Origin of the sequence: Pseudomonas sp. BF-R-19, assembly GCF_019956445.1 — a bacterium.
GTDB lineage: Bacteria > Pseudomonadota > Gammaproteobacteria > Pseudomonadales > Pseudomonadaceae > Aquipseudomonas > Aquipseudomonas fluorescens_BH.
On sequence record NZ_JAHBDN010000039.1, the window covers coordinates 1 to 12,524 of the forward strand.

Genomic DNA, 12,524 nt, shown 5'->3' on the forward strand with positions numbered 1-12,524 from the left:
CTACTCATCGAGGGCCGAGTGTTGTTACAGCAACGCTCACCACGAGCCCGGATACATTAGCGCAAGCCAGCTTTACCGAAAACAGCCCATGGGGTTGCAGGAGATGGGCTGACCATACATTTTATTGCCCCAACTATTGTGGTGTAAGTGATGGCCTCATCGTCGGATCGCCGCCCGGAGCAAGCTCGCTCCCACATTTGCTCGGCGTACACCGGACCACTGTGGGAGCGAGCTTGCTCGCGATGGCGGCCTGTCAGGCACCGAGAATCTAAACCTTGGCACTCACCTCACTGCGATTGACCAATGCTTCCAGCGCACCACTCAAGCTCGGCGCCTTGTCGCCAATCAGCAGATGCCAGATGCCACCTTCCAACTGGCTGACACCCTGACAGCCCAACACTTTCAAATCACACTCCGACAACGCCTTGCCATTGGCCAGTTGCAGGCGGATGCGGGTCATGGCGATGCAATCGAGTTGCAGCACATTGTCGCCACCGCCCAGGGCATTGAGCCATTGCTGCGCCTCGGGTGTCGCCACGGCGGCAGGTGGCGGTGCGTCGATTTCTGCCGCTGGTGACGACACCAATGCGCGACCCAGCGCCGGCATTGCCAGGCGAATCTCATCGGCAATCGCGTCGGCCATCGGCCCGACCACCACCTGCAAACTCCCGCCCTTGCCCGGACGCACCACAGCCATGGCGCCGAGCGCTTTCAAGTCAGTATCCGAGGCCTTGTTGCGATCCACCATGTCCAGGCGCAAGCGGGTGGTGCAGGCGCCGACGGTGATCAGGTTTTCGGCTCCGCCCAAGGCCTTGATGTAAGCCCCGGCGCGTTCATTGTCGGCCACCGCAACCTGCGGGGTGGCAGCGCTGGTTTCGCGGCCCGGTGTCTTCAGGTCGAAGCGGCGGATACAGAAATCAAACACCACGTAATAGATCACCGCATACGCCAGGCCCACCGGGAACACCAGCCAGCCGTTGGTGGACTTGCCCCAGCCAAGGATCATGTCGATGAAGCCGCCGGAGAAGGTGAACCCCAGGTGGATGTTCAGCGCATTGGTGATGGCCATCGACAGGCCGGTCAGCAACGCATGCAGCAGAAACAGCAACGGCGCGAGGAACATGAAGGCGAATTCGATCGGCTCGGTGACGCCGGTCAGGAACGCGGTCAACGCCATCGACAGGAAGATCCCGCCCATCACCTTGCGCCGTTCCGGCAGGGCGTTGCGGTACATCGCCAGGCAGGCGGCGGGCAGGCCGAAGATCATCATCGGGAACATGCCGGTCATGAACTGGCCACCTTTCGGGTCGCCGGCGAAGTAGCGCGACAGGTCGCCAGTCACCAGCGCGCCGGTGGTGGGGTCGGTGAAGTTGCCGAACACGAACCACGCCATGTTGTTGAGGATGTGGTGCAGGCCGGTGACGATCAGCAGGCGGTTGAACACGCCGAAGACGAATGCGCCGAAGCTGCCGCTTTCCATCATCAGCGTGCCGAAGCTGTTGATGCCGTGCTGGATCGGCGGCCAGATGTAGCCGAACACCACGCCCAGCCCCACGGCGGCGAACCCGGTGGCAATCGGCACAAAACGCCGGCCCCCGAAGAACGCCAGGTACTCCGGCAGCTTGATGTCCTTGAAGCGGTTGTACAGCGCGCCGGCCATCAGGCCGCTGACGATCCCGGCGAGCATGCCCATGTTGATGCTCGGGTCGAGCACCTTGAGGGTGGAGATCATCACCAGGTAGCCGATCACCCCGGCGAGCCCCGCCGTACCGTTGTTGTCCTTGGCAAAACCGACCGCGATGCCGATGGCGAAGATCATCGCCAGGTTGGCGAAGATCACCTGGCCGGCGTCGTGGATGATCGCGATGTTCAGCAGGTCGGTATCGCCCAGGCGCAGCAGCAGGCCGGCAATCGGCAGGATCGCGATCGGCAGCATCAGCGCGCGGCCGAGGCGTTGCAGGCCTTCGATGAAAAGTTGGTACATGGCGGTTCTCCGTGGATTCTTGTTGTTCTTTAGCTCAGAGGCCAATGCTGGTGACAGGCGTGACGCACCGCGCTGGCGCTGCTCAGCTTGAGCAGGCCCTGGCTGATGCGCCGGCATTCGCTGGCGTCGAGATGACGCACGCGGTCCTTGATTTCCCCGATCTGCACCGGGCTCACCGACAACTCACTGACCCCCAGGCCGATCAACACCGGCGTGGCCAGTGGATCGGACGCCAGTGCGCCGCATACGCCCACCCAACGTTTGTGCTGTGCCGCTCCGGCGCAGGTCTGGGCGATCAGCCGCAGCAGTGCCGGGTGCAGCGCATCGACGCGGGCGGCGAGCCCTGCGTGGTCGCGGTCCATGGCCAGGGTGTATTGCGACAGGTCATTGGTGCCGATGGACAGGAAGTCCGCGTGTTCGGCCAGTTGCTCAGCCAGCAGCGCGGCGGCTGGAACTTCTATCATCACCCCCAGCTCCGGGCGTTGCGCCAGACCCAGTTCCGTGCACAGGGCGTCGAGGCGCTGGCGGATGTGCAGCAGTTCATCGACTTCCGTGACCATCGGCAGCAGGATCCGGCAGCGTGACAAAGGGCGCAGGTGCAGCAGCGCGCGCAGTTGCTGGTCGAGCAGTTCAGGGCGAACCTGAGCCAGGCGAATGCCGCGCAGCCCGAGCACCGGATTGGCCTCGGCGGGCAGTGGCAGGTAGTCCAGTTGCTTGTCGCCGCCGACGTCGATGGTGCGGATGATCACCGACTTGTCGTCCATGGCATCGAGCACCGCTTGATAGGCGTGGAGTTGTTCCTGTTCGTCCGGGGCGGTGTGGCGGTCGACGAAGAGAAACTCGGTGCGCAGCAAGCCGACGCCGTCGGCACCATTGGCCAGTGCGTCTGCCGCTTCCGTGCTGGACGCCACATTGGCGGCGACTTCGATGTGCAGGCAATCGGTGGTTAGCGCGGGTGTGTGCGCCTGGGCCTGTTGTTCGGCCCGGCGTTGTTGCTGTTGCTGTTGCAGCTGGCGCACGTCGGCCAGGCGCTGTGTGCTGGGTGTCAGTTCGAGGCGGCCGCCGTCGGCGTCCAGCACTACCGCTTGCCCCTGATGCTGATCGAGCAGCGACGAGCCCAGTGCGACCATGCACGGCAGGCCTTTGCCCCGGGCCAGAATCGCCACGTGAGAGGTCGCGCCGCCGTCGGCCATGCACAGCCCGGCGACGCCTTGCTGGCTCAGTTGCAGTAAATCGGAGGGCGTCAGTTCATGCGCCGCGACGATGGCGCCGGCCGGCACGTCGTAATGCCAGGTATCGCCGAGCAATGCGCGCAGCACCCGTTGCTTGAGGTCGCGCAGGTCGTTGGCGCGTTCCGCCAGCAACGTGCTGCCGGTTTGCTGGAGGACTTCGCATTGCGTGTCGATGGCCTGGTTCCAGGCGTGGGTCGCGGCCGTGCCCTGGGCGACGGACTGACTGGCGGCGTCCAGCAAGGCCGGGTCTTCGAGCAGTGCCAGGTGTGCGGCGAAAATCGCTTCTTCTGCGGTGTCCTTGTGTTTTTTCGCCAAGGCCTGCGTGTGCTCGATTTCGCTGCGCACCTGGCTCCGTGCTGCGTCCAGCACTTGCTGTTGTTGCTGCGGATCATGGTGGCCGGCATCCACCGGCAGGCTGATCGCATTCAGGCGAAACAGCGGCCCGCCGACCAGGCCGGGTGCCGCGCAGACGCCGTGCAACACGCCGGCTTCGGCGGGGCGATTGCGTTGGGCAATCGTGGCCGGCGCGGCGGCGTGGCTATCTTCGGCCAAGGCTGTGGATAACGCGGTCAGCAACGCTTGCAGCGCGGCTTCGGCATCCGGTCCCTGGCAACTGACCTGGACCTGCGCCTGTTCGCCGATGGCCAGCCCCATCAGGCCGATCAGGCTGTCGCAGGTGGCCGACTTGCCGGCGAAATGCAGCTGCGATTTGCTTTTGAATCCTTGCGCGGTCTGACGGATCAACGCAGCCGGCCGCGCATGCAGGCCGCCACGGTGAGCAATGCGCACGAGACCGACAATCTCTGCGCCGGCAAACTCGGTATCCACCTGTGCGCTCGACGTCTGTCGACGAATGATGTGCAGCAGCGGCTCGCCGACCTTGACCGACTTGAGGGTGATGGGGCGTGCCTGAAAGTCCTGGCTGTTGGTGAGGATCAGCAGGCTGACCAGGCTCTTGCACTGTTGCGCGACCTTGTCCAGGTCGTAGCGCAGCAGCGGTTGGCCGTTGGCGACACGCGCGCCTTCCTTGACCAGCATCGAGAAGCCCTGGCCCTGCAACTCGACCGTGTCGAGGCCCAGGTGCAGGAGCAATTCCGCGCCGTTGTCGGCCCGCAGGGTTACCGCGTGACCGGTGCGGGCGACATGCACCACCACGCCGGCGCAGGGGGCATGGAGCGTGTCGTTGAGTGGATCGATGGCGATGCCGTCACCCATGGCGCCGCTGGCGAACACCGGGTCCGGGACTTTGGCGAGCGTGAGCACCGGGCCGCTGAGCGGGGCGCTTAAGGTCAGCTCTTTATTGTTGTTATGCATGGCTCGCTCTCATCAAAAAATACGGTTCGGATCAACGTGCCCCCTGTAGGAGCGAGCTTGCTCGCGATGAACCCGGGGACAACGCGTTCATTCAGGAAGCACGCGTTTTCGTTAACGTCCATCGTCGGAACGCCGCCCGGAGCAAGCTCGCTCCTACAAGGGGGGTTAGTGCGTACGAGTGACTTTGCTCAGATGTCGCGGCTGGTCGGGGTCCATGCCACGGGCCACGGCCAGGCCGGCGGCCATTACGTAGAAACTCTGGATCGCTAGAATCGGGTCGAGGGCCGGGTGTTCGGCGCGGGTCAGGGTCAGGTCGCGTTCAAGCACGTCATCCGGCGCGGCCAGCAGGACCCGGGCGCCGCGTTGGCGCATGTCGGCGGCCAGGCTCAGCAAGCCGGCCTGTTCGGCACCCCGAGGGGCAAACACCAGCAGCGGGTAGTTGTCGCCGATCAAGGCCATCGGGCCGTGACGGACTTCGGCGCTGCTGAAGGCTTCGGCCTGGATCGCCGAGGTTTCCTTGAACTTGAGCGCCGCTTCCTGGGCGATGGCGAAACCGGCGCCACGGCCGATCACCATCAGCCGCTGACAATCGCGCAAGGCGTCGATGGCTGGGCTCCAGTCCTGTTGCGCGGCGTGGCGCAGGCCATCGGGCAAGGCAGAACCGGCCTCGAGCAGTTCGGCGTCTTCTTTCCAGTGGCCAATCAACCGGGCGCTGGCGCTGAGGGTGGCGATGAAACTCTTGGTCGCGGCGACACTGCTTTCGGTGCCGGCACACAGTGGCAGGCTGAATTCGCAGGCGGCTTCCAGCGGCGAGTCTTCGGCGTTGACCAGCGAAATGCTCAAGGCACCGCGCTTGCGCAACAGGCGCAGGCTGTTGACCAGGTCCGGGCTTTGCCCCGATTGCGAAAAGGCGAATGCCACCTGGCCGCTGACCTTCAATGGGGCCTGCTGCATGGTCACCACCGACATCGGCAGCGACGCCACCGGGATGCCCAGCAGTTGCATGGTCAGGTAGGCGAAGTAGCTGGCGGCGTGGTCGGAGCTGCCGCGCGCCACGGTCATGGCCACTTGCGGCGGCTGACGACGCAGGCGCCCGGCGATCTCGATCATCTGCGGGTCGAGTGTTTGCAACTGGGCCTGCACGGCCTCGAACGAGGACAGCGCCTCTTCAAGCATTTTTGAAGTCAATGTCTTCTCCTTCGACCATGACAGCGGTCAGTTTCAGTGAGCGATCCAGCCGCACGCAGTCGGCCCAGGCCCCCGGTTGCAGGCGCCCGCGTTCGGTGATGCCGAGGTAGTCGGCGGGGAATTGCGACAGGCGCTGCGAGGCTTCGGCGATGGGCAGGCCGATCTTCACCAGGTTGCGCAGGGCCTGATCCATGGTCAGGGTGCTGCCGGCCAGGGTGCCGTCGGGCAGGCGCACGCCGCCCAGGCATTTGGTCACGGTGTGGCTGCCGAGTTTGTACTCGCCGTCAGGCATGCCGGCGGCGGCGGTCGAGTCGGTGACGCAATACAGGCACGGAATCGAACGCAGGGCCACGCGGATGGCACCGGGGTGCACGTGCAGCAAGTCCGGAATCAGTTCGGCGTATTTGGCGTGAGCCAACGCGGCGCCGACGATCCCCGGCTCGCGGTGATGCAGCGGGCTCATGGCGTTGTAGAGGTGGGTGAAACTGCTGGCGCCGGCCTCCAGCGCGGCCACGCCTTCCTCATAACTGCCCAGGGTGTGGCCGATCTGCATGCGAATGCCACGGCTGCTGAGGTCACGGATCAAGGCGTCGTGACCGGCGATTTCCGGGGCAATGGTAATCACCCGGATCGGCGCGAGTGCCAGGTACGCTTCGACTTCGGTCATCAGCGCGGAATGGGCGAAGTTGGGTTGTGCGCCGAGCTTGCCGGGGTTGATGTAGGGGCCTTCGAGGTGCACGCCGAGTACCCGGGCGCAGCCTTGGGGTCGCTGTTCACAGAACTCGCCGACGGCCTTTAGCACGCTGGATATCTCGTCGCTCGGTGCGGTCATAGTGGTGGCCAGCAGCGACGTGGTGCCAAAGCGCACGTGGGTACGGGTGATGGTTTCGAAGGCCGGCGTGCCTTCCATGATGTCCTTGCCGCCGCCGCCGTGAACGTGCAGGTCGATGAAACCCGGTAGCAGGTACGGCAGATCGTTGTCTGCCGGATCGCAGGGCTGGCCTTCGATCGACACGACTTTGCCGTGTTCGTGCACCAGTCGGCCGCGAACCCAGCCGTGGGCGGTGAGGATGTTGTCTTCGGACATGTCGGGATCTCGGTTTTTTATCTACGAAGCTCTGCGACAAAGTCGTAGTAGTCGTTACGGCAATAGGTGTCGGTGACTTCGATGGGCGTGTTGTCTTCGAGGTAGCCGACCCGGGTCATCAGCAACATGGCGGTGCCGGGGGCAATGCCCACCAGCGCGGCGAACTCGTCCGAGGCGTTGATCGCCTGGATGTGCTGCAGGGCGCGGACCACCGGTTTGCCGATGCCGTCGAGGAACTCGTAGAGGGAATCGCCCACCGCCTGCGGCTTGGGAATGATCGAGGCGGGCAGGGTGCTCATCTCGATGGCCATCACCGTGTCGTCGGCCTTGCGCAGGCGTTTGAGGCGCGCAACCTTGTCGTTGGGCGACAGGCCGAGGCGGATCAGTTCTTCGTGGGTCGGCAGGGTGATTTCCCGCTCCAGCCATTGCGAACCGGGCACGAAACCCTTGAGGCGGAGCATTTCACTGAAGCCGGAAAGGCGCGACAACGGTTGTTCGAGGCGCGGCGTGATGAAGGTGCCGGAGCCCTGGTTGCGGCGGATCAGGCCTTGTTCGAACAACACCTCCAACGCCTTGCGGGCGGTGACGCGGGAGATGCCCAGCGTCTCGCTCAGATTGCGTTCCGATGGCATCGCCTGCTCGGCTTTCCACTGGCCGGCGTGGATCGCCGCTTCCAGGTTGCGTGCCAGTTGCAGGTACAACGGCGTGGGTTGGGTGTCGTCGGGGCGCAGGGCCTGGAGATCGTTCATGGCGGGTGTCCGGGGCGGATGTTGGAATGTTTTTGCCCGTGAATGGGCGAAAACTAATACCACTTGAATACCATGTCAACGCCAAAACTTTGCTGTTTGTGTAGGGAGTCCGGCCTTTTCGGCTGGTTGGAATGGGGGTTGGTTTGAAGTGGTATTAGCGGTAGGTTTTAAAGCGACAAAGATCGCAGCCTGCGGCAGCTCCTACGGAGCGAAATGGTATTCACCCTGTGGGAGCTGCCGAAGGCTGCGATCTTTTGAATTTATTTTTTGCGGGCGACCAATGGTCGTGGGGAATTACGGGCGGATTTCGATCATCGTGCCGTCCGGCACCAGGTTCCAGACTTCGCGCATGTCCATATTGCGCATGGCGATGCAGCCGTCGGTCCAGTCCAGGGTGTGGAACAGGTTTTCCGGGGTGTCTTCGCTGTCCGGGGTGCCGTGGATCATGATCATGCCGCCGGGCTCGACGCCTTCACGACGGGCGCGGGCAGAATCGCTGATGTTCGGGTAGGAAATGTGCATCGCCAGGTTGAAGCGGTCGCTGATCTTGCGCCAGTCGACCCAGTAGAAGCCTTCCGGGGTGCGCTTGTCGCCTTCCATCAGCTTGGGCCCCTTGGGACGCTTGCCCAGGGAAATGCGATAGGTCTTGAGCGGCTTGCCGTCATTGATCAATTGCAATTGATGGGAAGACTTGAGAATCAGGATCTTCTCGATGACCTTGCCGTCCAGGGGTTCCACGGCAGAAGCCTGGGACACCGTGACAAACGACAAACAGAACAGGGCAAGCAACCAGCGCATTGAAACGATTCCCCAGGAGGTGTCGCGACTATTTATGTATAGAAGTTTTTGCAGGAGCTGTCGCAGGCTCGTGCCGCGTTCGGGCGATATTTCGGCGCCTTTGAGTGATGCCGGGATGACATCAGATAATGGCAGGCTGAGCAAGTGGCGGGATCGATTCAGACCGAACGGGATAAACCTCGGTCCGCCGGTCAGCGAAGAAGCATTCTAAGGTACGGCCCACCGTGCGGAAAGCCAGCTCATCCCATGGAATGTCCGCTTCGTCGAATAGTTGCACTTCCAGGCTCTCGGGGCCGGCAGAAAAGTCCAGGTCCGCAAGCTCGGCACGGAAGAACACATGCACCTGGCTGATGTGCGGCACGTCGATCAGGGTATAGATCCTCAGGTTGCGCACCCGGGCGCAGGCTTCCTCGGCGGTTTCGCGAATGGCGGCCTGTTCGATGGTCTCGCCGTTCTCCATGAAACCGGCGGGCAGGGTCCAGTAACCGCGACGTGGCTCGATGGCTCGACGGCACAGCAACACCTTGGTGCCCCAGGTCGCCACGCAGCCGGCGACGATGTTGGGGTTCTGGTAGTGAATGGCCTGACAACTGTCGCAGACAAAACGCAGACGGGAATCGCCTTCGGGAATGCGCTGGGTCACCGGGTTACCGCACTGGCTGCAAAATTTCATGCTGGGGTTCCTGAATGCTGCGCCTATCTTGGCGTGCTGCAGTGTCTGTCGGCAAGTTGTCGTTTCGCGACATGGGGCGGTTGCGGGGGTTGGGCGACCGCAGCGATTGGTGCATGATGCCGGGTAAGGCACAGATCGAGAACACTCATGCTGGATGAGCTACTGCATCGGGTTAGTAACCACACTCCACGCACGCTGGAGACCGACCGTCGTTTTCCCGAGGCTGCGGTGCTGGTGCCCATCACCCGCAGTGACGAGCCCGAGCTGGTGTTGACCCTGCGTGCCAGCGGCCTGTCGACCCATGGCGGCGAAGTCGCCTTTCCCGGCGGACGCCGTGACCCCGAAGACCCCGACCTGATTTTCACTGCCCTGCGTGAAGCCGAAGAAGAAATCGGCCTGCCGCCGGGGCTGGTCGAGGTGATCGGCCCGCTCAGCCCGCTGATCAGCCTGCATGGCATCAAGGTCACGCCCTATGTCGGGGTGATCCCGGATTTCGTCCAATACCAGGCCAACGATGCCGAGATCGCCGCGGTGTTCAGCGTGCCCCTGGAGTTCTTCCGCAAAGACCCCCGCGAACATACCCATCGCATCGATTATCAGGGCCGCAGCTGGTACGTGCCGAGCTATCGCTTTGGCGAATACAAGATCTGGGGGCTGACGGCGATCATGATCGTCGAGTTGATCAACCTGCTGTATGACGCCAAAATCAGCCTGCATCAGCCTCCCAAAAGCTTTATCAATATCTGACGCCATCGTTCGAATGGCCAAAAAGCCCGCCTGAGCCTTGAGGAAACACAGATGAAATACCGCCTGGGCGACGCCCGCGTCGAAACCCATCCACAGAGCTGGGTCGCACCCAATGCCGTGCTGGTGGGCAAGGTCAAGCTGGAAGAGGGCGCCAACGTCTGGTTCAACGCCGTATTGCGCGGCGACAACGAATTGATCCTGATCGGCAAGAACAGCAACGTCCAGGACGGCACCGTGATGCACACCGACATGGGCTACCCGCTGACCATCGGCACCGGCGTGACCATCGGCCACAACGCCATGCTCCACGGCTGCACCGTCGGCGATAACAGCCTGATCGGTATCAACGCGGTGATCCTGAACGGCGCGAAGATCGGCAAGAACTGCATCATCGGCGCCAATTCGCTGATTGGCGAAGGCAAGGAGATTCCGGACGGATCGCTGGTCATGGGGTCGCCCGGCAAAGTGGTGCGCGAATTGACCGAGCCGCAAATCAGGATGCTGGAAGCCAGCGCTGCTCACTACGTGCACAACTCGCAGCGCTATGCCCGCGACCTGGCCGAGCAGGAACAATGACCACCAGCGAACGCCCGGTAGCATCGCCCTGCGTGAATATTTGTGCGCTGGACGACGATGATGTCTGTACCGGTTGCCAACGCACGGTGGAGGAGATTACCCGCTGGAGCCGCATGGACAACGACGAGCGGCGCAAGGTGCTGGGGTTGTGTCATGAACGGGCGAAGTCCAGTGGGTTGGTGTGGATGCTCCCTGGGAAATCTGGCGCCTGACAGGCCGCCTTCGCGAGCAAGCCCGCTCCCACATATGATCTGTGGCGTACACAAGACCAATGTGGGAGCGGCGGTGCGACGATTCGACTTGCTCGCGAAGAGGCCGGCACAGTCGCCACTTCTATTGGCCCAAAGCCATCCCTGAAGTACCCTGTGCACAAAATTGACAGGTACTTGTACACGCCATGCTCTTCCTGATCGCCTACATCAGCAGCGTCGTGCTGATCAACTACGCCTTTTCCACCGCGCCGCACCTGGACATCATCTGGTCGGCCTGGGGCGGGCTGGTGTTTGTGTTGCGCGACATGGTGCAAGCCCGATTCGGGCATGGCGCCCTCGCGGCGATGCTGGTGGCGCTGGTGTTGTCCTATGTCACCTCTGATCCGTCCATCGCCTTGGCCAGCGCCACGGCGTTCGCGGTTTCCGAGTGCATCGACTGGCTGGTGTTCAGCATCACCAGGCGTCCGCTGCATGATCGCCTGTGGATAAGTTCGGCCCTGAGCATTCCCCTCGATACCTTTATCTTTTTCGGCTTGATCGACGCCCTGACGCCGGGGGTGATCCTCACCGCCCTGGGTTCGAAATTCGCCGGGGTCACCGCCGTGTGGCTGATCATGGCCTGGCGCCTGCGCAAACAGGCTGTCGTCAGCTGAAGTTCATGTAAAATGCCGCGCTTTCTCCCCATGGGAAGCGCGCATGGCGACGCGTCCCTCGATGATCCGCTCCTTGAGGACCTTCAGATGACCCGTATCGGAACCCCATTGTCGCCGACCGCGACCCGCGTATTGATGTGTGGCTGTGGCGAGTTGGGCAAGGAAGTGGTGATCGAGCTGCAACGCCTGGGCGTTGAAGTGATTGCCGTGGACCGCTACGCCAACGCGCCGGCCATGCAGGTGGCGCACCGCAGCCACGTGATCAACATGCTCGATGGCGCTGCCCTGCGTGCCGTGATCGAAGCCGAGAAGCCGCACTTCATCGTCCCGGAAATCGAAGCCATCGCCACCGCGACCCTGGTGGAACTGGAAGCCGAAGGCTTCACCGTGATCCCGACCGCCCGCGCCGCGCAATTGACCATGAACCGCGAAGGCATCCGTCGCCTGGCCGCTGAAGAGCTGGACCTGCCAACCTCGCCGTACCACTTCGCCGACACCTTCGAGGATTACAGCAAAGCCGTCGAAGACCTCGGTTTCCCGTGTGTGGTCAAGCCGGTCATGAGTTCTTCGGGCAAGGGCCAGAGCCTGCTGCGCAGCGTCGATGACGTGCAGAAGGCCTGGGACTACGCCCAGGAGGGTGGCCGTGCCGGTAAAGGTCGGGTGATCATTGAAGGCTTCATCGATTTCGACTACGAAATCACCCTGCTGACCGTGCGCCACGTCGGCGGCACCACCTTCTGCGCGCCGGTCGGCCACCGTCAGGAGAAGGGCGACTACCAGGAATCCTGGCAGCCGCAAGCCATGAGCGCGGTTGCCTTGGCTGAATCCGAGCGTGTTGCCAAAGCCGTGACCGAAGCCTTGGGTGGCCGTGGTCTGTTCGGCGTCGAACTGTTCATCAAGGGTGATCAGGTGTGGTTCAGCGAAGTCTCGCCGCGCCCACACGACACCGGCCTGGTGACCCTTATCTCCCAGGACCTGTCGCAGTTCGCCCTGCACGCCCGCGCGATTCTGGGTCTGCCGATCCCGTTGATCCGTCAGTTCGGGCCTTCGGCTTCGGCGGTGATCCTGGTGGAAGGGCAGTCGACCCAGACCGCTTTCGCCAACCTGGGCGCTGCCTTGAGCGAGCCGGATACCGCGCTGCGTCTGTTCGGCAAGCCTGAGGTCAACGGCCAGCGCCGCATGGGCGTGGCCCTGGCGCGCGACGAATCGATCGAAGCCGCCCGCGCCAAGGCGACCCGTGCTTCGCAAGCGGTTGTCGTAGAGCTGTAAAAACCCGTAACCCTGTGGGAGCGGGCTTGCTCGCGAAAGCGG

At 63.1% G+C, this 12,524-nt stretch carries 12 protein-coding genes; 5 read left to right on the top strand and 7 right to left on the bottom strand.

All coding sequences use genetic code 11. The features are described from left to right. Positions 1 to 268: 268 nt before the first annotated feature. From nagE to KGB28_RS08285, 7 genes are all read right to left on the bottom strand, one after another. Positions 269 to 1,984 carry an N-acetylglucosamine-specific PTS transporter subunit IIBC gene (gene nagE, locus KGB28_RS08255; protein WP_223444089.1) on the bottom strand — a complete coding sequence of 572 codons (1,716 nt, stop codon included), beginning with the start codon at positions 1,982 to 1,984 and terminating at the stop codon, positions 269 to 271. Between the two features lie 29 nt (positions 1,985 to 2,013). Beyond that, positions 2,014 to 4,530, bottom strand: coding sequence for a phosphoenolpyruvate--protein phosphotransferase (gene ptsP, locus KGB28_RS08260; protein ID WP_223444090.1), 2,517 nt, complete (start codon positions 4,528 to 4,530; stop codon positions 2,014 to 2,016). Positions 4,531 to 4,695: 165 nt separating this feature from the next. Continuing rightward, a complete protein-coding gene (locus tag KGB28_RS08265) occupies positions 4,696 to 5,718 on the bottom strand; it encodes an SIS domain-containing protein (protein WP_223444092.1) in 1,023 nt (340 codons plus the stop codon). After that, positions 5,699 to 6,805, bottom strand: coding sequence for an N-acetylglucosamine-6-phosphate deacetylase (gene nagA, locus KGB28_RS08270; RefSeq protein WP_223444094.1), 1,107 nt, complete (start codon positions 6,803 to 6,805; stop codon positions 5,699 to 5,701). The genes KGB28_RS08265 and nagA overlap by 20 nt, the downstream gene beginning before the upstream one ends. Before the next feature lie 17 nt (positions 6,806 to 6,822). Then, positions 6,823 to 7,554 carry a GntR family transcriptional regulator gene (locus KGB28_RS08275; protein WP_046040977.1) on the bottom strand — a complete coding sequence of 244 codons (732 nt, stop codon included), beginning with the start codon at positions 7,552 to 7,554 and terminating at the stop codon, positions 6,823 to 6,825. Positions 7,555 to 7,848: 294 nt separating this feature from the next. Next, positions 7,849 to 8,352 (bottom strand): murein L,D-transpeptidase family protein, encoded by a 504-nt coding sequence (locus KGB28_RS08280; protein ID WP_150726760.1) that lies wholly within the window; start codon positions 8,350 to 8,352, stop codon positions 7,849 to 7,851. Positions 8,353 to 8,473: 121 nt separating this feature from the next. Then, positions 8,474 to 9,025 carry an NUDIX hydrolase gene (locus KGB28_RS08285; RefSeq protein WP_150757939.1) on the bottom strand — a complete coding sequence of 184 codons (552 nt, stop codon included), beginning with the start codon at positions 9,023 to 9,025 and terminating at the stop codon, positions 8,474 to 8,476. A gap of 147 nt (positions 9,026 to 9,172) precedes the next feature. On the opposite strand from KGB28_RS08285, the gene KGB28_RS08290 reads away from it, so the two are divergent. The 5 genes from KGB28_RS08290 (at position 9,173) to purT (ending at position 12,482) form a co-directional block, all read left to right on the top strand. Next, a complete protein-coding gene (locus KGB28_RS08290) occupies positions 9,173 to 9,772 on the top strand; it encodes a CoA pyrophosphatase (protein ID WP_150754488.1) in 600 nt (199 codons plus the stop codon). A gap of 51 nt (positions 9,773 to 9,823) precedes the next feature. Further along, a complete protein-coding gene (locus KGB28_RS08295) occupies positions 9,824 to 10,348 on the top strand; it encodes a gamma carbonic anhydrase family protein (protein WP_223444096.1) in 525 nt (174 codons plus the stop codon). Continuing rightward, complete coding sequence (locus KGB28_RS08300; RefSeq protein WP_223444098.1) at positions 10,345 to 10,560, top strand: DUF1289 domain-containing protein; 216 nt, start codon at positions 10,345 to 10,347, stop codon at positions 10,558 to 10,560. Before KGB28_RS08295 ends, KGB28_RS08300 begins: the two co-directional genes overlap by 4 nt. Positions 10,561 to 10,745: 185 nt before the next feature. Continuing rightward, entirely contained in the window at positions 10,746 to 11,213 is a 468-nt protein-coding gene (locus KGB28_RS08305) for a VUT family protein (RefSeq protein WP_223444100.1), read from the top strand. An 87-nt stretch (positions 11,214 to 11,300) separates the two neighbouring features. Further along, complete coding sequence (gene purT, locus KGB28_RS08310) at positions 11,301 to 12,482, top strand: formate-dependent phosphoribosylglycinamide formyltransferase (RefSeq protein WP_223444102.1); 1,182 nt, start codon at positions 11,301 to 11,303, stop codon at positions 12,480 to 12,482. Positions 12,483 to 12,524 lie beyond the last annotated feature (42 nt).